General features: G+C 76.2%; 20 protein-coding genes. 8 read left to right on the forward strand and 12 right to left on the reverse strand.

The features are described 5' to 3' along the window. Positions 1 to 166 precede the first annotated feature (166 nt). Positions 167 to 949 carry a sigma-70 family RNA polymerase sigma factor gene (locus ACSNOK_RS13790; protein ID WP_436780923.1) on the forward strand — a complete coding sequence of 261 codons (783 nt, stop codon included), beginning with the start codon at positions 167 to 169 and terminating at the stop codon, positions 947 to 949. A 108-nt stretch (positions 950 to 1,057) separates the two neighbouring features. On the opposite strand, the gene ACSNOK_RS13795 is transcribed toward ACSNOK_RS13790, so the two are convergent. Next, on the reverse strand, positions 1,058 to 1,288 hold the full coding sequence (locus ACSNOK_RS13795; protein WP_436780924.1) for a hypothetical protein: 231 nt from the start codon (positions 1,286 to 1,288) through the stop codon (positions 1,058 to 1,060). Between the two features lie 84 nt (positions 1,289 to 1,372). Further along, positions 1,373 to 1,612, reverse strand: a complete 240-nt coding sequence (locus ACSNOK_RS13800) for a chaplin (RefSeq protein WP_436780925.1) — start codon at positions 1,610 to 1,612, stop codon at positions 1,373 to 1,375. A 298-nt stretch (positions 1,613 to 1,910) separates the two neighbouring features. On the opposite strand from ACSNOK_RS13800, the gene ACSNOK_RS13805 reads away from it, so the two are divergent. Beyond that, the gene (locus tag ACSNOK_RS13805) at positions 1,911 to 3,392 is read left to right on the forward strand and encodes an SDR family NAD(P)-dependent oxidoreductase (RefSeq protein ID WP_436780926.1); all 1,482 of its coding nucleotides are present in this window, start codon (positions 1,911 to 1,913) and stop codon (positions 3,390 to 3,392) included. A gap of 326 nt (positions 3,393 to 3,718) precedes the next feature. Here ACSNOK_RS13805 and ACSNOK_RS13810 read toward each other — a convergent pair whose 3' ends face one another. From ACSNOK_RS13810 to ACSNOK_RS13825, 4 genes are read right to left on the reverse strand one after another with little or no spacing between them, the layout of a single operon-like run. Further along, positions 3,719 to 4,147, reverse strand: a complete 429-nt coding sequence (locus tag ACSNOK_RS13810) for a hypothetical protein (protein WP_436780927.1) — start codon at positions 4,145 to 4,147, stop codon at positions 3,719 to 3,721. A gap of 49 nt (positions 4,148 to 4,196) precedes the next feature. Beyond that, the gene (tsaD, locus tag ACSNOK_RS13815; protein WP_436780928.1) at positions 4,197 to 5,303 is read right to left on the reverse strand and encodes a tRNA (adenosine(37)-N6)-threonylcarbamoyltransferase complex transferase subunit TsaD; all 1,107 of its coding nucleotides are present in this window, start codon (positions 5,301 to 5,303) and stop codon (positions 4,197 to 4,199) included. 30 nt (positions 5,304 to 5,333) lie between these two features. Next, positions 5,334 to 6,260, reverse strand: a complete 927-nt coding sequence (locus ACSNOK_RS13820) for a hypothetical protein (protein WP_436780929.1) — start codon at positions 6,258 to 6,260, stop codon at positions 5,334 to 5,336. 10 nt (positions 6,261 to 6,270) lie between these two features. After that, positions 6,271 to 6,669 (reverse strand): hypothetical protein, encoded by a 399-nt coding sequence (locus tag ACSNOK_RS13825; protein ID WP_436780930.1) that lies wholly within the window; start codon positions 6,667 to 6,669, stop codon positions 6,271 to 6,273. 83 nt (positions 6,670 to 6,752) lie between these two features. On the opposite strand from ACSNOK_RS13825, the gene ACSNOK_RS13830 reads away from it, so the two are divergent. From ACSNOK_RS13830 to cobM, 3 genes are all read left to right on the forward strand, one after another. Then, the gene (locus ACSNOK_RS13830; protein WP_436780931.1) at positions 6,753 to 10,817 is read left to right on the forward strand and encodes a CHAT domain-containing protein; all 4,065 of its coding nucleotides are present in this window, start codon (positions 6,753 to 6,755) and stop codon (positions 10,815 to 10,817) included. A 623-nt stretch (positions 10,818 to 11,440) separates the two neighbouring features. Further along, entirely contained in the window at positions 11,441 to 12,778 is a 1,338-nt protein-coding gene (gene cbiE, locus ACSNOK_RS13835; protein ID WP_436780932.1) for a precorrin-6y C5,15-methyltransferase (decarboxylating) subunit CbiE, read from the forward strand. Positions 12,779 to 12,794: 16 nt separating this feature from the next. Beyond that, entirely contained in the window at positions 12,795 to 13,559 is a 765-nt protein-coding gene (gene cobM / locus ACSNOK_RS13840) for a precorrin-4 C(11)-methyltransferase (RefSeq protein ID WP_436780933.1), read from the forward strand. 20 nt (positions 13,560 to 13,579) lie between these two features. On the opposite strand, the gene ACSNOK_RS13845 is transcribed toward cobM, so the two are convergent. Beyond that, positions 13,580 to 13,843, reverse strand: coding sequence for a dsRBD fold-containing protein (locus ACSNOK_RS13845; protein ID WP_436780934.1), 264 nt, complete (start codon positions 13,841 to 13,843; stop codon positions 13,580 to 13,582). 154 nt (positions 13,844 to 13,997) lie between these two features. Here ACSNOK_RS13845 and ACSNOK_RS13850 point away from each other — a divergent pair, with 154 nt between their 5' ends. Next, complete coding sequence (locus ACSNOK_RS13850) at positions 13,998 to 14,819, forward strand: MerR family transcriptional regulator (RefSeq protein WP_436780941.1); 822 nt, start codon at positions 13,998 to 14,000, stop codon at positions 14,817 to 14,819. Between the two features lie 24 nt (positions 14,820 to 14,843). On the opposite strand, the gene ACSNOK_RS13855 is transcribed toward ACSNOK_RS13850, so the two are convergent. Both ACSNOK_RS13855 and ACSNOK_RS13860 read right to left on the reverse strand, forming a co-directional pair. After that, positions 14,844 to 15,527 carry a hypothetical protein gene (locus ACSNOK_RS13855; protein ID WP_436780935.1) on the reverse strand — a complete coding sequence of 228 codons (684 nt, stop codon included), beginning with the start codon at positions 15,525 to 15,527 and terminating at the stop codon, positions 14,844 to 14,846. Positions 15,528 to 15,645: 118 nt separating this feature from the next. Further along, complete coding sequence (locus ACSNOK_RS13860) at positions 15,646 to 16,812, reverse strand: cobalt-precorrin-5B (C(1))-methyltransferase (protein WP_436780936.1); 1,167 nt, start codon at positions 16,810 to 16,812, stop codon at positions 15,646 to 15,648. A 71-nt stretch (positions 16,813 to 16,883) separates the two neighbouring features. On the opposite strand from ACSNOK_RS13860, the gene ACSNOK_RS13865 reads away from it, so the two are divergent. Both ACSNOK_RS13865 and ACSNOK_RS13870 read left to right on the forward strand, forming a co-directional pair. Further along, a complete protein-coding gene (locus ACSNOK_RS13865) occupies positions 16,884 to 17,642 on the forward strand; it encodes a cobalt-precorrin-6A reductase (protein WP_436780937.1) in 759 nt (252 codons plus the stop codon). Positions 17,643 to 18,086: 444 nt separating this feature from the next. Beyond that, the gene (locus ACSNOK_RS13870) at positions 18,087 to 19,400 is read left to right on the forward strand and encodes an NDP-hexose 2,3-dehydratase family protein (RefSeq protein WP_436780942.1); all 1,314 of its coding nucleotides are present in this window, start codon (positions 18,087 to 18,089) and stop codon (positions 19,398 to 19,400) included. 49 nt (positions 19,401 to 19,449) lie between these two features. Here the strand turns inward: ACSNOK_RS13870 and ACSNOK_RS13875 are convergent, their stop codons facing one another. The 3 genes from ACSNOK_RS13875 to cobG form a co-directional block, all read right to left on the reverse strand. Then, positions 19,450 to 20,988 (reverse strand): precorrin-2 C(20)-methyltransferase, encoded by a 1,539-nt coding sequence (locus ACSNOK_RS13875; protein WP_436780938.1) that lies wholly within the window; start codon positions 20,986 to 20,988, stop codon positions 19,450 to 19,452. Continuing rightward, complete coding sequence (locus tag ACSNOK_RS13880) at positions 20,985 to 21,611, reverse strand: precorrin-8X methylmutase (RefSeq protein ID WP_436780939.1); 627 nt, start codon at positions 21,609 to 21,611, stop codon at positions 20,985 to 20,987. Before ACSNOK_RS13880 ends, ACSNOK_RS13875 begins: the two co-directional genes overlap by 4 nt. Positions 21,612 to 21,899: 288 nt before the next feature. Then, positions 21,900 to 23,249 (reverse strand): precorrin-3B synthase, encoded by a 1,350-nt coding sequence (gene cobG, locus ACSNOK_RS13885; protein ID WP_436780940.1) that lies wholly within the window; start codon positions 23,247 to 23,249, stop codon positions 21,900 to 21,902. Positions 23,250 to 23,316 lie beyond the last annotated feature (67 nt).

A 23,316-nucleotide genomic window follows, 5' to 3' on the forward strand; every position in this document is an offset into this window, starting at 1 on the left:
GTCCGGGCCGGGGCGGGCCCGGACGACGTCCCCCCGGATCACCGTTCCGCTTCCGCCCCCTCGCCCTGCGTGACCGGGTGGCTGCGCCGAGTCGCGCATCCGGAAGGGTCGGGTCATGCTGAAACCGCCGGCAGCACTCCTTGGCGTACGAGCGAGGGCGGTGACCATGACTGAGACAGCTCTCCGGCGGCGTACGCGCCAGAGCCCCGGGACGGCCGGACTGTTCGCACGGCTCGCGACACTGCCCGACGGGCCTGAGCGGACCCGGTTGCGGCAGGAGCTGATCGCCGCGTGGCTCCCCATGGCCGAGCGCATCAGCCTGCGGTACCGGTCCAGCGGGGAGAGTCCGGCCGATCTCCGGCAGGTGGCGGCGCTGGCGCTGGTCAGGGCCGTCGACCGGTTCGATCCGGACCGCGGTTTCGCCTTCGAGTCCTTCGCCGTGCCCACTATCAACGGCGAGCTCAAGCGGCACGTACGCGACCACGTGTGGTCGCTGCACATCCCCCGGCGCGATCAGGAGCTGCGGGCCGCGGTCCGCGCCGCCCGGTCGCGGCTGGAGCAGAAGGGTGCGGGGACGCGCGTCACCGAGGCCGCCCTGGCCGAGGAGGCGGGCCTCACCGAGGCGGAGGTCCGGCGCGGCATCGACGCGGACGGGGTGCACCACACCCTGTCGCTCGACCACCCCGTCGACGGGGCGGGCGAAGTGCCGCTGGCCGACACCCTGGGCCGGGTGGACCGCGCGCTGGACCTGGTGGTCGACCGGCAGTCGCTCAGACCGCTGCTCGACGCCCTCCCCGAACGGGAGAAGTCGGTCCTGTACTGGCACTTCTTCGGCAATCTCACCCAGCAGCAGATCGGCGCCCGGCTGGGGGTCTCCCAGATGCAGATCTCGCGGATCCTCAGCCGCACCTGTGCCCACCTGCGCCGGCAGTTGCTGGCGCCCGTCTGATCCGGGCGGCCGCGGGGCACACGTACGTCATCGAACGGCCGGCCCCCGCGGGCCCCGCCCCGGGCCGTGCCCGGGATCCGTACCGAAACGAGGTTCACCGTCATGACGTCACAGCACACGCACCTGACCCCCGACCTGCCGCCCGTCGTCGAGGTCCCGGACCTCCCCGGAGCGCCGGGTCCGCGCCCGTCCGGTGCCGTGCGGCGGCGCGGGGAGCGGGGCGAAGCCGGGGACGACGGGGGGAGCGCCGGGTCCCGGCCCGGCGAGCGGGAACGGGACCGGGGACGGGATCGGAACGGGAACGAGCGTGGGGCCCATCACGAGGGTGATGGGCGCCACGGGTGCGCGGGGGAGGGTTCCGGCGGCTGACTGTGACCCGCCCCGCGCGGCTTGCGGTCCGGTGTACCGCGGTCCGGGAAGAAATCAGTCGGCGACGCAGGTGTTGCCGAACGTGGGGTTCAGCAGAGCGATGATGTCGAGCGAGTTCCCGCACAGGTTGATCGGCAGGTGGATCGGCACCTGGATGGCGTTGCCGGAGATGACGCCGGGGGAACCCACGGCCGCCGCACCGGCGTGGGAGTCGGCGACTGCGACGCCCGAGGCGCCGGAGACGACGGCGCCGGCGGCGGCGGTCATGAGGACTGCCTTGGCGATACGCGACATGGCTGAAGCCTTTCTAAGGGGTGTTGAGCGTCAATTGTGACCGGGGTTTCCGATGGGGATGCACCAAAATGGGCCGCTGAAGCACTAATTAACCCGTTGAGGGCAATAAGTCAGATGTGATGCGCGGGAATTGAGAGGGCGCTGCATACGTGGGAGCATGGCGGGCCGCCTTGAGCGGCCCGCTTTCCGGCGTGGCGGCGCCTTGCGTTCGCCGGGGCGGGTTTGGTATTGGAGCGGAGCTTCCGTACAGTTTCCCGGAAGCCTCAATCGAACGTATGGACTGGAAACAACAGCGGCTATGACGGTCACAGAAGAGAGCCGCGGCGACGCCCGGGGCACGGCCGACGGGGCGGGTATCGACCCCGAGCGTCTGGCGATCTGCCTGGACGTGCTCAAGGAGCTCGACGAGCTGCCGGTCGACCACCCGGACGCGGTCACCGTCCGACGGGCCACCTCGGGTATCTACCGGATGGTGAAGCAGCGCCGCCGCCAGGAGCGCCGGGCCGCCAAGACCGCCCACGACCGCAAGGTCACCGAGGCCACGGCCACCGGCTCCGCCGACCGCATCGACGACGAGACGCAGGGCATCCTGCCCAGCTCCACCGCCCTCGGCGAGATCGCGGGCGTCCTGGAGCGCCCGCGCTCCTGCTACATCTGCAAGACCCGCTACGTCGAGGTCGACGCCTTCTACCACCAGCTGTGCCGGGAGTGCGCGGCCGAGAACCGCGCCCGGCGCGACGCCCGGACCGACCTCACCGGCCGCCGGGCGCTACTCACCGGCGGGCGGGCGAAGATCGGCATGTACATCGCGCTGCGCCTGCTGCGCGACGGCGCGCACACCACCATCACCACCCGGTTCCCCAACGACGCCATCCGCCGCTTCAAGGCGATGCCGGACAGCGACGAGTGGATCCACCGGCTCAAGGTCGTCGGCATCGACCTCCGCGACCCCGCGCAGGTCGTGGCGCTCGCCGACAGCGTGGCCGCCGAGGGCCCGCTCGACATCCTGATCAACAACGCGGCCCAGACCGTCCGCCGGTCGCCGCGCGCCTACAGCGAGCTCGTCGCCGCCGAATCGGCGCCGCTGCCCGCCGGCGCGCTGCCGGCCGCGGAGGTGATCGGCGCGTTCGGCAGCGGTGCCGTGGACGCCGTCGCCGCGCTCCCCACCGGGAACGGCGAGGGCCTGACCGCCCAGGACGTCACCGACCTGGCACTGGTCTCCGGCTCCGCCTCGCTCGCCCGGATCGAGGCCGGCACGGCGATCGACGCCGGCGGCCTGGTCCCGGACCTGGATGCCACCAACAGCTGGATCCAGACGGTCTCCGAGGTCGACCCGGTCGAGCTGCTGGAGGTCCAGCTCTGCAACTCGACCGCGCCGTTCATCCTGATCAGCCGGCTCCGCCCGGCGATGGCCGCCTCGACGGCCCGCCGGAAGTACGTCGTCAACGTCTCCGCCATGGAGGGCGTCTTCAGCCGCGGCTACAAGGGCGCGGGCCACCCGCACACCAACATGGCCAAGGCCGCGCTCAACATGCTCACCCGCACCAGCGCGCAGGAGATGCTGGAGACCGACGGCATCCTCATGACCGCCGTCGACACGGGCTGGATCACGGACGAGCGCCCGCACCCGGACAAGGTGCGGCTGGCCGAGGCGGGCTTCCACGCCCCGCTCGACCTGATCGACGGCGCCGCCCGCGTCTACGACCCGATCGTGCGCGGCGAGGAGGGGGAGGATCTGTACGGGTGCTTCCTCAAGGACTACCGGCGCTCCGACTGGTAGGAGACGGCCGGGAGGAACGGACCGACGGACGGGCCGGTGCGCGGGAGGCGCCCGGCCCGTCCGGCGTTCTCGGGTTTCAGGGCGACCACGGGACAGAGGGGGTTCCGGGGGCGACGGTGGTGCGAGCGTTTCGAGTGTGGTGACGGTGGGACGGGCGTTGCGTGTGCGGTGGCCCGGCCGTGCGGGCGGTTTCCGCGGGGCGACGGCGCCGGCGTTTCCGGCCGGCGACGGCGGGACGGCGGGAGCGTGCGGGCGGCGGCCGGACGGTGGGAGCGCGCGGGCGGCGGCGGGACGGTGGGAGCGTGCGGGCGGCGGCCCGCCGGACGTCAGCCGTCTCCTCCCCGCCGTCCGCCCCGGGCGAGCCGCGGAACCCCCGGCAGAGCGGCCCGTAGCGCCGGGTGCGGGCGGCCCGGGCCCCACAGGGCCGCGCACGACAGCGCTCCCCAGCCCACGGACACCGCCACCGCGCCCGCCCGGCGGGCCGGGCCCGGCAGGGAGCGGCCGAGCAGCACCGCGTCGCCGAAGTCCGCGGCGATGCGCAGCAGTGTCGCCGTCCGCAGGGCCGGGCCCTCCGGGGCGAGCAGCATCGCCAGCCCCGAGGCCGCGTCGCGCCAGGCCAGCGGGGCGAGCGAGACGCGGACGGCGGCTGTGTCGGGCAGGCCCGAGGGGCCGCCGAGCAGCCGTGGACGGAGGGTCACCGCCACGCCGTAGACGGCGGTCGTCGCCCCGATCATGCGCAGGAGTCCGGTTCGCATGCGGCCAGTCTTCCCCCGAGGCGGCCGTCCGGCACCCGGGCGCGGCGCGTCAGGCGGCGCGGACGGTCCGGGCGACGGGGTGCAGGGCCGCGTATTCCAGCGGCGCCGACGGGTCGACGGACACGTCCAGCGGGGCGGGCTCCGCGCCCGCGCGGACCAGCAGGTCGCCGACGGCCGCGATCATCGCGCCGTTGTCGGTGCACAGTCGCAGGGGCGGGACGCGCAGCTCCACGCCGGCCGCGGCGCAGCGCTCCTCGGCCAGAGCGCGCACCCGGGAGTTGGCGGCCACGCCGCCGACCACCACCAGCGTGCCGACGCCGTGTTCGACGCACGCGGCGACGGCCTTGCGGGTCAGGACGTCGGCGATGGCCTCCTGGAGCGAGGCGGCGCCGTCCGCGACCGGCAGCGGCCGGCCGGCGGCGCGGTGCCGCTCGGCCCAGCGGGCGGCGGCGGTCTTCAGGCCGGAGAACGAGAACGTCCACGGGTCGTCGCGGGGCCCGGTCATCGGGCGGGGGAAGGCGACGGCGCGCGGGTCGCCGTCCCGGGCCGCCCGGTCCACGGCGGGGCCGCCCGGGTAGGGCAGGCCGAAGACGCGCGCGACTTTGTCGAAGCACTCGCCGGCCGCGTCGTCGAGGGTGTCGCCCAGGTGGACGATGGGGTCCCGGGCGAGGTCACGGACCAGCAGCAGCGAGGTGTGGCCGCCGGAGACGATCAGCACCACGCAGGGGTTCGGCAGCGGGCCGTGCTCCAGGGTGTCGGCCGCCACGTGCCCGGCCAGGTGGTGCACCCCGTACAGCGGGACCCCGAGCGAGTAGGCGAGCCCCTTCGCCGCGGCCACCCCGACCTGCAGCGCCCCGGACAGCCCGGGCCCGGTCGTCACCGCCACCGCCCCGATGTCCGCCATCGACAGCCCGGCCTCGGCCAGCGCCTGCCGGACCACGGGCGCGGCCGCGTGCACATGGGCGCGGGCCGCGATCTCCGGCACGACGCCTCCGTACCGGGCGTGCTCGTCCATGCTGGACGCCACCGCGTGACCCAGCAGCCTGCCGTCCCGGACCAGCCCGGCGCCGGTCTCGTCGCAGGACGACTCGATGCCCAGCACCACCGGTGAACGTCCCACGCTTCCGCCTTCCGCACAGTTTTCGTAGTTGCACATTGTATGCAGGAGCGGTGGGCGGGGCGGCCGTCAGCCGGCCTTCCTGAACAGCTCGGACATCCCGTCCCCGGTCTCCCGGGCCAGCGGTCCGGGCGTCTCCGCCGGGAGCAGGCCGACGCGGGCGGCGAGCTCCCGGCCGTGGACGTCCACGGCGGCCTCGGTGAGCTCCGCGAGGGTGTCCAGCCCGGCGCGGGCGCGGGAGCGGGCGACGGCCGCGCAGCCGGCGGCCACCGGCGCCGCGGGCCACCACCAGCAGGCCAGGACGGCGTAGGCGCCGGCCCAGGCGGCGAGGCGGGCGGCGGCGGCGAAGGAGTCGTGGGACGACTGGATCTGGCGCACGGCCGGTTCCGGGAGGGTCAGCCACAGGCGCGGCCAGAGGGCGGCGAGGTCCACCCCGTAGGCGGCCTCCAGGCGGTCGGCCGTCGCCTGCACGCGGTCGCCGTACCAGGTCGGGCGGACCGGTTCGCGGGGCGAGACGCGGTCGCGGGCCTCGGTCAGGGCCTGGATACGGGCCAGCACCTCGCCGGGGACCAGCACCGCGCCGTCGGGGCCGGCGCCCGTCCGGTGGGCGCGGGCGACGGCCTCGTCGAGCCGCGCGTCCCGCGCCCGCCACGCGCGGGCCCGGCGGGCGGTGCGGGCACGCGACAGCGGGTCCCGGCCGTGGCGCAGCCAGTACCGCTCGATCCCGCCGCCGAGGAACCGCGCGGCGAGGGAGGCGGCCGTCGCCGCGAGCAGCACGAGGGCGATCAGCAGCGCGGCGGTGCCCGGGCGGTCGAGGGCGGGGCGGGCGGCCAGGCCGTCCAGGCGGGCGCGCAGCCGGCCGACGTCGTGCCAGTGGCGGTGGCCGAGCGTGGTGCCGACGGCCGTGGCGCCGAGGAAGAGGGCACCGGGGAGGACGAGCAGATTCAGCCAGCGTTCGGTGAGTTTGCCGCCGAGGGTGGCGATCAGCGGGTTCATGAGGACGCCGTCACCGCGCGGCGCCCAGCCGGGCCTTGCGCATGCGGGTGCCGTTGACCGCGCAGTGCGGGGCGGGGAGCAGGTCGCGGGCCCGTTCGACGCGGGAGCACTCGGCCGGTCCCGGGCATACGGCCACCTTGATGTGCGGCGAGACGCCGGGGGCGGCCGTCCCGCCCCGGAAGCCGTCGACCAGCCCGCGCGCGTCGCCGGCCCGGCGCAACGCCGTGTCCAGGGCGCGGTAGCCGGCGGCGAGCCGGTCGGCGTCGGCCGCGGACCGCAGCAGGTCCCGCGCCCGTTCGGCCGCTTCCCTGACCCCGGGCTGCCGCAGGGCGTCCGGCGAACCGAGGAGGGCGCACAGGGCGGCTGCCGCTCTCTGATCGGGTGGTGGGGAGTCGGGAGTCGTATTCATGGTCCAAGTGTGCCGGAGGATGACCGGAGTTGATGATGGGTCGATGATGACGGGGTGACGGAGGAACAGGGGGGAGTGGCCGGATGCGGTACGACCGGGACCGGTTTCTGACGGCGGTCCGCGCGCGCCTCGCCCGGGCCGTGACGGCGGACGGCACGGTGGACGGGGAGGTGGTGTCGGGGCCCGCGGCGGACGCGGAGCTCCGGGGCCTGCTGCGGGCCGCCGACACGGCGACCGACCTGGAGGCGCGGCACACGGCTGGCCGGCTCTGCGTCGCCCGCGCGATGGCCTGCCCGGGGCCCGTCGGCGGCGTCCACGGGTGCATGGCCGGAACGCTGCTCTTCCCGGTGTGGGTCGCCGATCCCCGTCTCGTCCCACCGGAGTTGGCGGCGGCCTACGCGGCGACCGACCCCGCCGTGCGCCCGGACCCGGCGCACGCGGACGGGCCGGCCGAGTGGTCGGCGCAGTGCGCCGCGTTGGTGATCGCGGTCGAGGGACGGCAGGACGACCCGCCGCCCGGCGCGTCCGAGGAGGTCCGCCGGCTGCACGAGGCGGCGGCGGTGCTCGGGGCCATGACACTGTCGCGGGAGATCCGGCTGGCCACCGCGGTCGGGTGCGGCAGCCTGGCGGTGCTGGCGACGCCGGAGTACGAGCCCTGGTACCCGGCCCGGCGTGCGGAGCTGTCCCGCGCGCTGGCCCTCGCCGGGATGGCCTGGCCCTTCGAGGACGCGTTCGGGGACTTGGCCGGGGACCTGTCCGGGGATCCGTCCCGGGACCTGGCCGGAGGTCCGTCCCGGGATCCGTCCGGAGGCCCGTCTCGGGATCCGTCTCGGGATCCGTCCGGGGTTCCGTCCGGGGTTCCGTCCGGGGTTTCGTCCCGGGTTCCGTCCGGGGCTCCGTCCCGGGTTCCGCCCGGGGTTTCGTCCCGGGTTCCGCCCGGCGGTGGACGCGGGCCGGGCGCCGGGGACCGGTCGCGGCCGTTGCCGGACGGTGTCGACGGCCCGGACCCCGTCCTGCTCGCCCACCGCGCCCTCAAGGCGCTCCCCGCCGGCTCCCCCGAACGGCTCCTCGCCCTCGGCGCCCTGGGAGACCGGCTCCTGGACCGCTACCTGCGCTCGTACGCTCCCGAGGACCTCCACGAGGCCGTCGGCGTCGCGCGTGACGTCCTGGACCAACTGCCGCCCGGGGCCCCGCCCCCGGCGGACCGCCTCGGCGCGTTGGGGAGGGCCCTGACGCTGCTGCGGCAGCGGGAGGGCGCGACTCCCGAGCAGTGCGACGAGATCGTGGACCTGTGCCGCCGCGCCGCCGCCCCCGCCGCCCCCGGTGCCGTCGAGGACCCGGCGGCGGGCCACGCCCTGGGCACGGCTCTCCTGTTGCGGGCGCAGCACACCGGCCGTACCGAGGACCTCGACGAGGCGGTCGCCGTCCTGGCCGAAGCGCTCCGCACGGCCCGGCACCCCGGTCCTCGTGCCGCCCTCCGCAACGCCTTGGGCAACGCCCTGCGCGCGCGGTCCGTCGCGACCGGCGCTTCCGCGGACCTGGACGCGGCGTTCGACCTCACCCGCCCGGACACCGCGTCCGCACCGGAGCCGGACGGCCCGCGGCCGTCGCCCCTCGCCGCCGCGATGACCCTGTACACCCGCTATACCCGCGATCCGCGAGCGAACAGAGCCGACCTGGACGAGGCGCTGCGCCGGCTGCGGCAGGCTGAGGCGCACCTGCCGCCGGGCCACCCGGACCGGCCCACCGCCCTCAACGACCTCGGCCTCGTCCTGACCGCGTGCCACCAACGCTCCGGAGACGTACGGGAGCTGAACGAGGCGGTACGGGCGCACCGGGAGGCGGTGGCGCTCACGCCCGAGGGACACCGGATACTCGGCGTGCGGCTGCTCAACCTGGGGACGGCCCTGAGCCTGCGCCACCGGCTCACCGAGGACGGCGAGGACCTGCGGGAGGCCCAGGAGTGCCGGCACCGGGCCGCCGCCCTGCCCGGCCTGGGCCCCGCGCACCAGGCGACGGTTCTGAGCTCGACGGCGATCAGCCTGGTCGGCGGCGTCGAACGCGCCGCCGACCCGGTCGCCCGGCTCGACGAGGCGATCGGACTGCTCAGACGCGCCCTCGCCCTCACCCCGGAGGACGACCCGAGCACTCCGCACCGGCGGCACAACCTCGCCATCGCCCTGATGCTCCGCTTCGCGCGCGTGCCCCGGCCCGCAGACGCCCGCGAGGCGCGCGAGCTGGCCGACGCGGTGGTCGCGTCGCTGCCCGCCGACGCCCCCGCACTGCCGGGCGCCTTGACGGTGGCGGCCGCCGCGCGACTGACGAGCCCCCGCGTCCTGCTGTCGTCGGCCGCCCGGGACGAGGTGGCCGCCCTCCTGCGCCGGGCGGTGGCCGCCACTCCGCCCGGCCACCCCCAGCGGGCGGTCCGGCTCACGCAGCTCGGCACCGTCCTGCGCGACCGTGGCCCCGTCCGCCGGCGCCGCCGCGGCGATCCCGCCCAGGCCGCCGACGCGTTCCGGGAGGCCGCCCTGGAACGGCAGGCCCCGCCGTCCGTGCGCCTGGACGCGGCGCGGGCCTGGGCCGAGGTCCGGGCGGAGCTGGGGGACTGGGAGGGCGCTCTGGAGGGGTACGTCACGGCGGTCGACCTGCTGCCGGCCGTGGCACCCCGCCATCTCCTCCGCGACGACCAGGAGTTCCTGCTCGGCCGGAGCGCCGGACTGGGCGCCGCGGCGGCGGCCTGCGCGGTGCGCCGCGGCCGGCCCGGGCTCGCGGTCGGCCTGCTCGAACAGGCCAGGGGCGTGATCCTCTCCCACGCCTTCGACGCCGAGGGCGACCTGACGCGGCTCCGGGAGGCCGCCCCGGAGCTCGCGGCCCGTTTCGAGGAGCTCCGGGACGCCCTCGACACCGCGACCGGCGGAGGGGGGTTCCTCCCCGACGAGCCGACCGCGCCAGGTCTCGGCGATCTGCCCGGCCCCGACGGCCGTGCCGACCGGCGGCAGCGGCTGGCGGCCGAGTGGAGCGAGCTCACGGACCGGATCCGCGCCGAACACCCCGACGTGGGCCTGCTGCGACCGGTGCGCGACCGGGACGAGGGCACACTGCGCGCGACGGCCGCGGCGGGCCCGGTCATCCTCGTCAACGTCTCGCCCTACGGCAGCGACGCCCTGATCGTCACCGCGCACTCCGTCGACGTCGTACCGCTCCCGGAGCTCGACCCGCGGACGACCGCGGCCCGCCGCCGCGCCTTCGAGGACGCGCTGGCCCGCGCCGCGAGCCCGGAGACCTCCCGCGACCGGGCACGACGCGCCCAGCGGGAGATCCGTGACACCCTCGCCTGGCTGTGGCGGACGGCCACCGGCCCCGTCCTCGACCGCGTCCCCACGGCCACCCGCGTCTGGTGGTCACCCGGCGGCCTCCTCGGCACGCTCCCCCTGCACGCGGCGGCCCCCGCCGACGGCCCCGGCGCCCTGGACCGGGTCGTCTCCTCGTACACCCCCACCCTGCGGGCCCTGCGCCACGCCCGCCGGCGCACGGCCCGGCCGGCGGGCACCGGCACGCTCGTCGTCAGCGTCGCGGAGGCCGCCGGGCAGACCCCGCTGCCGGGCGCGCGCCGCGAGGCGGACAGGCTGGCCCGGCTCCTGCCCGGCGCCACGCTGCTCGCGGACAGCGCCGCCACGCGTGCCGCCGTCGTCCCCGCCCTGCACCACCACGCCCACGCCCACTTCGCCTGCCACGCCCTGAGCGACCCGCGGCGCCCTTCCGGCAGCCGGCTCGTCCTGCACGACCACACCGACAGCCCGCTGACCGTACGCGACCTGGCCCGGCTGCGGCTGCCGTCGGTCCGGCTCGCCTACCTTTCCGCCTGCGACACGCTCCGCACCAGCCCCGAACTCGCCGACGAGGCCGTCCACATCGTCAACGCCTTCGGCATGGCGGGCTTCCCGCACGTCGTCGGCTCGCTGTGGCACGTCGACGACGCGATCGCGGCCGAGGTCGCGCACGGCGTCTACGAAACCCTGCGCACGGCCGACGGCACGCTCGACGTCTCGCGCACGGCGGAGGCCCTGCACCGGGCCGTGCGCGCACTGCGCGACACCTATCCGCGGACGCCGAGCCTGTGGGCCTGCCAGGTGCACGCGGGTCCCTAGCGGGTACGGGTCCGAGGCGGGGGAGTGAGACCGGCGACCGCCGTCGCGCGGACGGACGTTCGGCGCAGTCCGTCGAGCACATGCGCCACCCCCGGCTCTCGCCGGCCCGGCCGGCTTCGCGCCCTGGCTGATGCCCGCCCTGACGAACCGGGGAAAGCCGCTCGGGCGGTCGGGGCAGGCCGCCGAGCCGAGGCGGACGCCTTCGACGCCTTCGACGCCTCCGGCGAGGCGGCGGCGGTGGCGGCGCGCCCTGGCAAGGCCCGCTCCTCGTCGACGGCCTGTCCCTCGCCGGAGCCCTGTCCGGCCGACGCGGCCTCGACGGTATGCCGGGTGAGACGGGTGGAGGTCTACAAGCGTCTTCGCCGACCTCCTGCCGGCGATGGCCACCGCCCGCTGCACCCCGTCCTGGCACTCCGGGGGGCAACGGGTCGCCGGAGGGCGGTTCCCGCGTCGGAGGCCCCGGTGGGGCGTGTCGGGTCGTATCGTCCGCCGCACCGGGCGCGCCGTGACCGCGCTCCGCCCGCCGGGCGGGGCGGTGGCGCAGGTGCCGGGTGTACCCGAGTCCTCGCAGGTCAGTAGAGTTCCGTTACCGCCCGTCCGCCGACCGTCCGAGGTGTCCGTCCGTGCCCCCCGAGTCCACCGCGCTGCCCGCCCCCGTCACCGTCGTGGGGATCGGCGCCGACGGCTGGGCCGGGCTCGCGCCCGTCGCCCGGGAGGCGCTGCGCGCGGCCGAGGTGATCGTGGGCGGGGCGCGGCAGCTCGGGCTCGTGCCGGCGGAGTGCCCGGGGGAGCGCGTGGCCTGGCCCTCGCCGCTGCGGCCCGCCGTACCGCGGCTGTTCGAGGAGCACGCGGGGCGCCGGGTGTCCGTGCTGGCCAGCGGCGATCCCATGTTCTTCGGCATCGGCCGGACCCTCGCCGACGAGCTGGGTCCCGAGCGGCTGCGGGTGCTGCCGCACCCGTCCTCCGCCTCGTACGCCTGCGCCCGGCTCGGCTGGCCGCTGGACGGCACCGAGGTGGTCAGCCTCGTCGGCCGGCCGCTCGACGCGCTCGCCGCCGCCCTCCAGCCCGGCCGTCGGCTGCTGCTGCTCAGCGCCGGCGCGGGCACCCCGGCCGAGGTCGCCGCGCTGCTGCGCGAGCGCGGCTTCGGACCGAGCGCGATGACGGTCCTGGAGCAGCTGGGCGGCGACCGCGAGGCCCGCCGCGAGGGTACGGCGGACGCGTGGGAGCACCCGGCCGGCGATCCGCTGAACGTCGTCGCCGTCGTCTGCCGCCCCGCGCCGGACGCCCTCCGGCTGCCGCTCGTCCCCGGCCTGCCGGACGAAGCCTTCGACCACGACGGGCAGTTGACGAAGCGTCACGTCCGGGCGGCGACGCTGGCCGCCCTCGGGCCCGTCCCCGGCGAGCTGCTGTGGGACATCGGCGGGGGCTCCGGTTCGATCGGCATCGAGTGGATGCGCGCCCACCGCTCCTGCCGGGCGGTCACCGTCGAGCGCGACCCCGTCCGGGCCGGCCGGATCGCCCGTAACGCGGCCGCCCTCGGCGTCCCCGGGCTGCGCGTCGTCACCGGCGCCGCGCCCGCCGCGCTCGACGGACTGCCCGTCCCCGACGCCGTGTTCATCGGCGGCGGGCTCACCGCCCCCGGCCTGCTCGACGCCTGCTGGGCGGCGCTGCCCGAGGGCGGGCGGCTGGTCGCCAACACCGTCACCCTGGAGTCCGAGGCACTGCTCGCCGACCGTTACCGGCGGCACGGCGGCGAACTGGTCCGGCTCGCCGTGGCGCACGCCGTGCCCGTGGGCGGCTTCACCGGGTGGCGGCAGGCGATGCCGGTGACGCAGTGGTCGGTCGTCAAGCGCGGCGGCGGCGCGGAGGCGTCCGGCCGGCACGCGTCCGTACCGGCCCAGCAGCCCGCCCGAGCGGCGGAACAAGCCGCACCAGAAGCCGCAGACGCCGTGAAGCTGTAGAAGGAGCCCTCCCACCATGACCGTCTACTTCATCGGCGCCGGCCCCGGCGCCGCCGACCTCATCACGGTGCGCGGCGCCCGTACGCTGGCCCGCTGCGGCGTCTGCCTCTACGCCGGCAGCCTCGTCCCGCGCGAACTCCTCGCCGACTGCCCGCCCGGCGCCCGGCTCGTCGACACCGGAAAGCTCGATCTGGACGAGATCACCGCCGAGTTCGTCCGCGCCCACGAGGCGGGCCAGGACGTCGCCCGGCTGCACTCCGGCGACCCGTCCGTCTTCAGCGCCGTCGCCGAGCAGATGCGCCGGCTGGACGCGCACGGCATCCCGTACGAGATCGTGCCCGGCGTCCCCGCCTTCGCCGCCGCCGCGGCCTCACTCGGCCGCGAGCTGACCGTCCCGACGGTCGGGCAGACCGTCGTCCTCACCCGGGTCGCCGAGCGGGCCACACCCATGCCGCCCGGCGAGGACCTGGCCACCCTCGGCCGCAGCGGCGCGCTCCTCGTCCTGCACCTCGCCGCCCGCCACGCGGACCGCGTCGTCGCCGAACTGCTGCCGCACTACGGCCCGGACTGCCCCGCCGCCGTCGTCGCCATGGCCAGCCGGCCCGACGAGATCGTGCTGCGGGGCCCGCTCGCCGGTATCGCCGACCAGGTACGGGCCGCGGGCGTCGTCCGCACCGCCGTGATCCTCGTCGGGCGGACGCTGGGCGCCGAGCAGTTCCCCGACAGCCACCTGTACTCGACGGAGCGGTGCCGCGACGACGCCGGGCGCTCGATGTTCTGACCCCTGACCCGCCATGGCCTCTAACCCGCCATGGCCTCCGCCCGCAGGTCGGCCGCCTCGTGGCCGCCCTTCGCGGCGAGCTGCTCGGCGAGGTCGACGAGCGCGCGGGCGCCCGCCAGCTCCTCGCCCACCCGGGCCTCGCCCGGGTCGTCCGGGTGCCGGGCGGCCTTGCCGCGCGCCCGCACCTCGGTGCCGTCCCGCAGCCGCACCAGGGCGGCGGCGCGGACGTGCCGGTCGTCCTCGTCGAACTCGACTTCCACATGCCAGCCCGCGACGTGCTGCACCGTCCTCACCTCCGCAGTCCGTCAAGCCCGGCCCGGCGGTGGTGAGGGGCTCCACCGGCGGGCCCTCCTGCCACCCAGGCTACGGCGGGCCCCGGCCCGCCGCACCCGCGCTCTTGACCCTCACACCGTGTCAGCCGCTTCCCTGAGGGGCGTCATGTTCACCATCGGAGATTTCGCCCGGCACGGACGCGTGTCCGTCCGCATGCTGCGCCACTACGACGCGACGGGGCTGCTGCGCCCCGCCCGCGTCGACGCCGCCACCGGCTACCGCTTTTACGAGGCGGGGCAGCTCGCCCGCCTCAACCGCGTCATCGCCCTCAAGGAGCTGGGGTTCACCCTCCGGCAGGTGCGGGCGATCGTGGACGAGGAGGTGGGCACGGAGGAGCTGCGCGGCATGCTGCGGCTGCGCCGCGCCGAACTGGAGGCCGCCGCCACCGCGGCGGCGGCCCGGCTGACGCAGGTCGAGGCGAGGCTCCGGAGTATCGAGAGCGAGGGAATCATGAGTACCCACGACGTAGTGGTCAAGGCCGTCCCGACGGTCCGGGTGGCCGAGCTGAGCGCCGTCGCGCCCGGATACGCGCCGGAGCAGATCGGCCCGGTCGTCGACCCGCTGTTCGCCGAGCTGTGCCGCCGGCTGGCGGAGGCCGGGGTGACCCCGGCGGGCCCGGCCGTCGCGTACTACGAGGACGACCCCGCAGGCTCCGGCGGCATCCTCGCCCACGCGGCCTTCCCGGTCGGCTCCGGAGTCACGTCCGCAGGGTTCGACGTCGTCGACCTCCCCGGCATCGAGACGGCCGCCACCGTCGTCCACCGCGGTGCGATGGACGACGTCCTCCCGACGGCCCAGGCGCTCGCCCGCTGGATCGACGCCCACGGGCACCGGTCGGCGGGGTACGCGCGGGAACTCTACCTGGAGTGCCCCGAGGACCGGGCGGCGTGGGTGACGGAGCTTCAGGAGCCGCTGCTGGACGGCTAGTTCGCGCCCGGACGGGCCGGTGGTTCAGTCCTTCGTCATCTTGTCGACGGCCGTACCGATGTGCTTGTCGACCAGTGCGGGGGAGCCGATGAGCGTCGCCACGACGCTGCCCTTGCGGACCGTGACGTACTTGACGACCACCGGCCCGTTCGTGCCCTCCATGGTCAGGAGGGTGCCGAACCGCTCGTCGCCGAGCGCGGGCAGCTCGGGCTTGGCCGAGGTGGCCCGGGTCGGCGTGGTGCCTTCCATGAAGGAGAAGGACGGGCACGAGTTGAAGGAGTCGTAGATCTCCTTGTAGACGGCGGAGATCCGCGCGGGGGAGTCGCTGCCCAGCTCGACCCCCATTCCGGAGTTCTCGGTCCCGTCGTACCTGAAGCTCGTCTTGACCTCGGCGGCGAGCTTCAGGGAGGGCAGGCGTGCGCTGAGCCGCTCCATCGGAGCGCAGCCCGTCGCCCCCGAGTCCGCGTCGTCCTTCCCGTCGTCCGGTACCTCGGTGTACCCCGGGCCCAGGTCGGCGAGGGTCAGCAGTCGGCCGCGCAGGCGGCGGGCGTCCAGCGGCTTCGCGTCGGCCTCGGCGGCTCCCGGCTGCCTCCTCCGCGCGTCCTCGGCGGGTGCCTGGGTGCGTACGATCCTGGGGGAATCCTTCGCGCCGTCACCCCCGCCGTCCCCGCCGCACGCCGACGTGGCCAGGAGCGCCCCGGCGAGCATCAAAAGGCCCCGGTTTCTCGTTATGTGCCGACGACGCATGTGCCGGTGTCCCCCTGTCCCCTCTGCCTGATCCCCGGGGGCACACTATCTTTCCGGCGTCGGCGCGTCACCGCCCGGGTCAGCCTTGCCCCGGCCCCCGCGGCTCCGCCCGTCCGACGATCGTTCCCGCCCGGTCGATACACAGGACGTCGACGGTGACGGGTGCTCCCCGCAGCACGGCCAGTGCCTCGTCGCGGGCCGTGGCCGCCACCAGGTCGCCGAGCGGGACGCCGCGCGCCGCGCAGCGCTGGAGGGCGTCGAGGCCGGTGTTGGCGGACGCGACCTCGGCCGCCAGTTCCTCGTCGGCCCCGCCGACGCGGGCCAGCTCCGCGAGGAAGTTCTTGTCCACCTGGGAGCGGGACGAGTGCAGGTCCAGGTGGCCGGCCGCCAGTTTGGAGAGCTTGGCGAAGCCGCCGGCGACGGTGAGCCGGTCCACCGGGTGACGGCGGATGTACTTCAGGACCGCGCCCGCGAAGTCGCCCATGTCGAGGAGGGCGTCCTCGGGGAGTCCGTGCACGGCCACCGCGACCTTCTCGGACGTCGAGCCCGTACAGCCGGCCACGTGCCGGCGCCCCGCCGCGCGGGCCACGTCGACGCCGCGGCGGATGCTGTCGATCCAGGCGGAGCACGAGTACGGCACGACGACGCCGGTGGTGCCGAGGATGGACAGACCGCCGAGGATGCCCAGCCGGGGGTTCCAGGTGGAGCGGGCGATCTCCTCGCCGTGGTCGACCGAGACCTCGATCTCCACGTCGCCCGTCCCGCCGTGCCGGGCCGCGACCTCGGCCACGTGCTCGGTCATCAGCCGGCGCGGCACCGGGTTGATCGCGGGCTCGCCCACCGGCAGCGGCAGCCCGGGGCGGGTCACCGTGCCGACGCCCGGGCCGGCCCGGAAGACCACCCCGGAACCGGGCGGCAGCAGCCGTACCGTGGCGCGGACCAGGGCGCCGTGGGTGACGTCCGGATCGTCCCCCGCGTCCTTGACGATCGCGGCCATCGCGTGCCCGGCGGCCAGCTCCTCCGCCGCCAGGGCGAAGGCGGGCGTCTGCCCCTTGGGCAGGGTGATCGTCACCGGGTCGGGGAAGTCCCCGGTGAGCAGGGCGGAGTACGCGGCCGTGGTGGCGGCCGTCGCGCAGGCGCCCGTCGTCCAGCCGGACCGCAGGCCGGTGTGCGCGAGCTGCCCGGCCCGGCCGCCCTTCGCCTCGCCGGGGACGCCGGCCTCCGTGGTGTCAGCCACGCCCGTCACCCGCCTTAGGCTGGGCTTTCCGTCCCACCGGGGGAACGGATACGACGGACGCGCGAACGGAAAGGCGGCAGGTGAGCGTGAGCGCCGAGCGCCACATCCTGATCCTGGGCGGTACGACGGAGGCCCGCCGGCTCGCCGCCGCGCTGGCCGGCGAGCCCGGCCTGCGGGTCACCAGCTCGCTCGCCGGACGCGTCGCCGAACCGCGGTTGCCGGCGGGGCAGGTGCGGATCGGCGGTTTCGGCGGCCCCGAGGGGCTGGCCCGGTGGCTGCGCGAGCAGCACGTCGACGCGCTCATCGACGCCACGCATCCTTTCGCCGACACGATCAGTTCCAACGCGGCGAAGGCCGCCTCGGAGGCTCAGGTTCCGTTGCTGGCCGTCCGCCGCCCCGGCTGGACGGCGGGCCCGGGCGACGACTGGCGTCCGGTCGGGTCGCTGGCCGAGGCGGCGGAGGCGCTGCCCGGCCTGGGAAACCGGGTCTTCCTGACCACGGGCAGGATGGGACTCGCCGCCTTCGCGCACCTAGAGAATATGTGGTTCCTGGTGCGCTCGGTCGACGCCCCCTCGCCGCCGATGCCGCCGAGGACCGAGGTACTGCTGGCCCGGGGGCCGTTCACGGTCGAGGGCGAGCGTGAACTGCTGCGTCGGCACCGCGTCGACGTCCTGGTGACCAAGGACAGCGGGGCCGCGGCGACGGCGGCGAAGCTCGCCGCCGCCCGCGACGCGCGGATCCCCGTCGTCGTGGTCCGGCGCCCGCCCCTGCCTGCGGGCGTCCCGGCGGTGGGCGGGCCGGAGGAGGCGGTGGCGTGGGTGCGACGGACGCTGGGCTGAGCGAACCGGCCCGCCGGGGGCGCGTGACGTGGAGGTAGCGCTGGGGGTGTGAACGGCGACGGCGGAAGACGGCGGAAGACGTGGGGGCGGGAGCCCCGGAGCGTCTCGGGGGGAAGGAAGCCTCGCCGACGGGAGGCTCCGGGGCGCAAGCGCCGGTGCGACGGCGGCGCCGGGCGTGCGCCCCTGAACTGTGAGGCCGTCCGGGCGCCTCGGCCGGTCCGGCTCCCGGAGCCGGGACGTGAGGACGAGACGAGGCGAGGCAAAGCCCGCCGCCTCGGAGCGGTCGCGCTCCGACGAGCCGAGCCCTCCGCCCCCGCCCGCGTTCAACTGCGCATCCGCGCCCGCGCCCGCGTGCGGCAGGCTGTCCCCGAAACGTTCCGAGTACGTCCCGCAAGAGTCCCGGGGCCGACCCCCAGGGGCCCGGCTCCAGGGAGTGTCGTGACGGTGCCCACGGATCTCGCCGTATTCCACCGCTGGTTCGAGGAACGCCGTGCCGCGCACGCCTACCGCGTCACCCGCGTGCCCCTGTCGGAGCTCGACGGCTGGAGCGGCGACCCGGAGACCGGCGACCTGCGCCACCGCAGCGGACGGTTCTTCGGCGTGCACGGGCTGGACGTCCGGGTGGCCGGGCGCGAGGTGGAGCACTGGCGGCAGCCCGTCATCGACCAGCCGGAACACGGCCTCCTGGGCATCCTCGTCCGGGAGTTCGACGGCGTCCCGCACTGTCTGCTCCAGGCCAAGATGGAGCCCGGCAACGTCAACGCCCTCCAGCTGTCGCCCACGGTCCAGGCCACCCGCAGCAACTACGCCCGGGTCCACCGGGGCCGCGCCGTGCCGTACCTCGACCTCTTCACCACACTGGGCCGCGGGCGTCCGCTCGCGGACGCGTTGCAGAGCGAGCAGGGGGCCTGGTTCCTCGCGAAGCGCAACCGCAACATCGTCGTCCGCACCGACGAGGACGTCCCGGTCCTCGACGACTTCCGCTGGTTCGGCCCGGACGAGATCGGCCGGCTGCTCGCGATGGACGACGTGGTCAACATGGACACCCGGACCGTGCTCTCGCACCTGGCCGCCGACGCCGCGCCCGCCGCGGCCCGCTTTCACGGCCGTCCGCTCCACACCCTCCCCGAACTGCTCAACTGGCTCACCCACCACAGAACGGCCCGACCCACCGTCCGCCGCCGCATACCGCTGCGCGAGACGACCGGCTGGCGCGTGACCGACGACGAGGTGAGCCACGAGGAAGGACGCTACTTCCGCATCGTCGGAGTCGACGTACGGGCGGGCAGCCGGGAGGTGAGCGCCTGGTCCCAGCCGCTGCTGGCCCCCTGCGGCCAGGGCGTCGTCGCCTTTCTGGTGCGCGACTTCGGCGGGGTCCCGCACGTCCTGGTACGGGCCCGCGCGGAGGCCGGCACCCTGGACACCGCCGAGATCGGCCCCACCGTGCAGTGCGTTCCCGCCAACTACGCCCACCTGCCCCCCGACCGGCGGCCGCGCCACCTCGACACCGTCCTCGACGCCGCCTCCGGGCCGCCCGGGCGCGTCCTGTTCGACGTGGTGCACTCCGAGGAGGGCGGGCGCTTCCACCACGCCCGCAACCGCTACCTGGCCGTCCGGGCGGACGACGACGTCCCGCCGGAGGAGGGCGACGGCTTCCGCTGGGCGACCTGCGGCCAGCTCGCCACGCTCAACCGGTACGGCGGCCTCCTCAACGTGGAGGCCCGCACGCTGCTCGCCTGCATGGCGTTCATTCCGTAGCGCCGCGCGGGCCCTGCCGGGCGGGGACGGCGCCGTCCCCTCCCGCGTGTCACCGCTCCGGGTACCGCCGGGGCGTCCAGACGACGTCCTCGCCCTCGCCGGGACCGCGCCGCACCGCCCGCGTCTGCGTCGAGCCGACGATCAGGATCGTCCGCATGTCGACCTCCTCGGGGACGAGCGCCCCCAGCCGGACCACGCGGACGCTCTCCTCCGGGCCGCCCACGTCCCGCCCGAGCACCACCGGGGTGTCCGGGGAGCGGTGCTCCAGCAGCACGTCACGGGCCTTGCCGACCTGCCAGACGCGGCTCCGAGAGCCCGGGTTGTACAGCGCGAGCACCAAGTCGGCCGCGGCGGCGGCGCGCAGCCGCTCCGCGATGACCTCCCACGGCTTGAGCCGGTCGGAGAGCGACACCACCGCGTAGTCGTGCCCGAGCGGCGCGCCCGCCCGGGACGCCGCCGCGTGGGCGGCCGTCATACCGGGCACGATCCGCACCGGAATGTCCCGGTACGGGCCCTCCGAGGCGACCTCCAGGACGGCGCTGGCCATCGCGAAGACCCCCGGGTCGCCCGAGGAGACGACGGCCACCCGGCGCCCCTGCCGGGCCAGGTCCAGGGCGAACTCGGCGCGCTCCGACTCCACCTTGTTGTCGGACGCGTGCCGCCGCTGCCCGGGCCGGACGGGCACCCGGTCCACGTAGGTGCTATAGCCGACGACGTCCTGCGCGGCGGCCAGTTCGCCGCGCGCCTCCGGCGTCAGCCACCGGGGCCCGGCCGGGCCGAGGCCGACCACGACGACCTCGCCCATGCCCGCCGGAGCGGGCTCCTCCTCGGGGGCGGGGCCCGTGGCGGCGGCCACCCGGCTGGGCAGCACGGCCACCGAGAAGTACGGGACGGACTCCGGGTCCACCTCCGCCACCCGGCCGGTGCGCTCACCGGGCATCGTGGCCCGCTCGACGTACCGCGCCTCCGCCAGCCGGCCGGAGCGCTCCAGCGCGCCCCGCACGGCGGGGAAGGTACGGCCGAGCTTCATCACCACCGCCGAGTCGGTGGACGCGAGCCGGGCGGCGAGCTCCTCCTCGGGCAGCGTGCCCGGCAGGACGGTGAGCACCTCCTCGCCCTCGACCAGCGGCTCGCCCAGCCGGGCCGCCGCGGCACTGACCGAGGTCACGCCGGGGACCACCTCGGTCGGGTAGCGGTGGGCCAGCCGCTTGTGCATGTGCATGTACGAGCTGTAGAAGAGCGGGTCGCCCTCGGCGAGCACCGCCACCGAACGTCCGGCGTCCAGGTGCGCGGCGAGCCGTGCCGCCGCCTCCTCGTAGAACTCCTCCATCGCGCCCCGGTAGCCGCCCGGGTGGTCCGTGGTCTCCGTGGTGACCGGGTAGACCAGCGGCTCCTCGATGTGGTCCGCGCGCAGGTGCCGTTCGGCGATGGAGCGCGCGATGCTGCGGCCGTGGCGCGCGCTGTGGTACGCGACGACGTCGGCGGCGGCGATGCACTCCACCGCGCGCAGGGTCATCAGCGACGGGTCGCCGGGGCCCAGCCCCACCCCGTAGAGGCGGCCGGTGGCCGGGGACTGCTGCTCGCTCACTCTTCCTCGCTCGCTATCGCGTTGATCGCGGCGGCGGCCATGGCGCTGCCGCCCCGCCGTCCGCGCACCACCAGGTACTCCAGCCCCAGCGCGTTCTCCGCCAGGGCGTCCTTGGACTCGGCCGCGCCGATGAACCCGACGGGTATGCCGAGCACCGCCGCCGGGCGCGGCGCGCCCTCGGCCACCATCTCCAGCAGCCGGAACAGCGCCGTCGGCGCGTTGCCGACGGCCACCACGGCCCCGTCCAGCCGGTCCCGCCACAGCTCCAGGGCGGCGGCGCTGCGCGTCGTGCCCATCCGGGCGGCGAGCTCCGGCACGGCCGGGTCGGCGAGGGTGCACAGCACCTCGTTGTCCGCCGGCAGCCGCTTGCGGGTCACGCCGCTGGCGACCATGTTGGCGTCACAGAGGATCGGCGCGCCGTCCAGCAGCGCCTTCCGCGCCGCGGCCACGACGCCCGGGGAGTACGCGAGGTCGCGCACCAGGTCCGTCATCCCACAGGCGTGGATCATGCGGACCGCCACCCGGGACACGTCCGGCGGCAGTCCGCCGAGGTCCGCCTCGGCGCGGATGGTGGCGAAGGACTGGCGGTAGATGGACGCGCCGTCCTTGTCGTAGTCGAACACTGTGCTGCCTCTGCCTCGCTCGCTGGGCTTGCTGGTCGCGCTCGCGCGCTGGTCGCGCTCGCGCGCTCGGGGGACCGGCCGGGGGCCGGGCCGTGCCGGGCGGGACGCGCCCCCGGGGGCCCGTCGCCGTCCGTACGTCCGTACGTCCGTCGGACGGCCCGCGCGCCGTCTGTGGTCGTCTGTCGTCACGTCTGTACATCGACACACCGATACGTCGATGGGTCGGTACATCTATACATCGGCCGTGCCCCGGCGGTACGCGGCACCCGGCCGCCGTCCGCCGGACCGTCACGGTGTCCCGTCGCCGTCGTGGGCGCCGTCGTGGTCCGGGCCGGGGCGGCGGGCGGCGGCCACCAGGGCGGGCAGCCCGGGGTCCGCGATGGCGGCCACGCCGGCCACGCAGGCATCCGTGTCCCCGCCCCCCGTCCGTACCGCCACCCGGTAGCCGCTCTCCGTCGCCAGGACGTCGACCCACCGGCCCCCGGGGTGTCCGCAGCGCCGCTCGCATCCCGACCAGTACACCGGCAGTCCGCCGGTGCCGCCAGGGCGCGTGCCGGTGAGCGCGGCGGTCGCGTCGGCGCGCACGTCGGCGCGCGACTTGGCGCAGCCCGGGCGCCCGGCGCAGGCGCCCGCGCCGTGCCAGGGGGAGGCCGCGGAGACCACCAGCCCGGCGTCGGCGAGACCGGCGAGCCGGGCGGCCGCGGCGCCGCCGGTCAGGCCCGGGACGACGATCCCGCGCCACGGCGTCACCCGCAGCTCGCCGGAGCCGGCCTCGGCGGCGGCCACCAGCAGCCGCCACTGACCGGCGGTCAGCCGGCCCAGGGGAGCGGCCACCGACAGGGCGGTACGGCCGTCGGGTCCCGGTACCGCGCCGAGCGGCGGGGCGGCGGGACGAGGCGTGGGAACGGCCGTCACCTCCGCGCCCGGGAGCCGGGCGGCCAGGGCGGTGACGTCGGGGCGGCCGTCGGCGGGGAGTTCCGTCACCCGCCACGCGGAACCGCCGTGCGCGGCGAGGAAGTGGCGGGCCGCGGCGACGGCCGCGCGGGGCGCCTCGGCGGCCGGGACGCGCAGGCCCGGGCCGTCGGCGGCGTAGCAGAGGACGGCCGTCCGGCCGCCCGGCTCTGCGATCAATGTCACATCGGGGGTGAGTGCCGCGATGTCGCCGCGGCCGTCGTCGAGGCCGAAGAGGAAGCGGCCCGAGAGGGCGGTGACTTCGTCGTCGGCGCAGAGCAGGCGGTCCAGTTCGCGGGCCCAGGCGCCGACGTCCGCGTGCCCGGTGCCGTCCAGGCCGTGCAGCGGGGAGGCGGCGATGTTGCGGACGCGCTCGTGGCGGTCGGAGGGGAGCAGGTCCGCCGCGCGGAGGCGGCTGCCGAGCTCGCCTCCCGAGCCGGCGGGCAGGGCGCGGAGCTGGATGTTGCCACGGGAGGTGATGTCGAGGTGCCCGTCACCCAACTCCTCCGCCAGCGCGGCCAGTTCGGCCGCCTGACGTGGCGTCAGGAGCCCGGCCGGGAGGCGTACGCGGGCCAGCGCGCCGTCGTCGGCGGCGTGCAGGCGGAGGGCGCCGGGGCACGCGTCGCCGCTCGCGCGGGTGCCGGCGCGGCCGGGGGGTGTGGGGGTGACGGGCATGGCGGCGAGCATACCGACGGGGTCGGGGGGTGGGTTTGCCCCGGTCCCGCCCCTTCGCCGCTCGTCCACAAACGCCGGG

The organism is Streptomyces sp. URMC 126 (genome assembly GCF_051386555.1).
In the GTDB taxonomy this organism is placed as follows: Bacteria; Actinomycetota; Actinomycetes; order Streptomycetales; family Streptomycetaceae; genus Streptomyces.

Coding starts and splice junctions, on each gene's coding strand:
- ACSNOK_RS13790 (WP_436780923.1), top strand. CDS start 167: ATGACTGAGACAGCTCTCCGGCGGCGTACGCGCCAGAGCCCCGGGACG.
- ACSNOK_RS13800 (WP_436780925.1), bottom strand. CDS start 1,612: ATGTCGCGTATCGCCAAGGCAGTCCTCATGACCGCCGCCGCCGGCGCC.
- ACSNOK_RS13805 (WP_436780926.1), top strand. CDS start 1,911: ATGACGGTCACAGAAGAGAGCCGCGGCGACGCCCGGGGCACGGCCGAC.
- ACSNOK_RS13810 (WP_436780927.1), bottom strand. CDS start 4,147: ATGCGAACCGGACTCCTGCGCATGATCGGGGCGACGACCGCCGTCTAC.
- tsaD (WP_436780928.1), bottom strand. CDS start 5,303: ATGTGCAACTACGAAAACTGTGCGGAAGGCGGAAGCGTGGGACGTTCA.
- ACSNOK_RS13820 (WP_436780929.1), bottom strand. CDS start 6,260: ATGAACCCGCTGATCGCCACCCTCGGCGGCAAACTCACCGAACGCTGG.
- ACSNOK_RS13825 (WP_436780930.1), bottom strand. CDS start 6,669: ATGAATACGACTCCCGACTCCCCACCACCCGATCAGAGAGCGGCAGCC.
- ACSNOK_RS13830 (WP_436780931.1), top strand. CDS start 6,753: ATGCGGTACGACCGGGACCGGTTTCTGACGGCGGTCCGCGCGCGCCTC.
- cobM (WP_436780933.1), top strand. CDS start 12,795: ATGACCGTCTACTTCATCGGCGCCGGCCCCGGCGCCGCCGACCTCATC.
- ACSNOK_RS13850 (WP_436780941.1), top strand. CDS start 13,998: ATGTTCACCATCGGAGATTTCGCCCGGCACGGACGCGTGTCCGTCCGC.
- ACSNOK_RS13855 (WP_436780935.1), bottom strand. CDS start 15,527: ATGCTCGCCGGGGCGCTCCTGGCCACGTCGGCGTGCGGCGGGGACGGC.
- cobG (WP_436780940.1), bottom strand. CDS start 23,249: ATGCTCGCCGCCATGCCCGTCACCCCCACACCCCCCGGCCGCGCCGGC.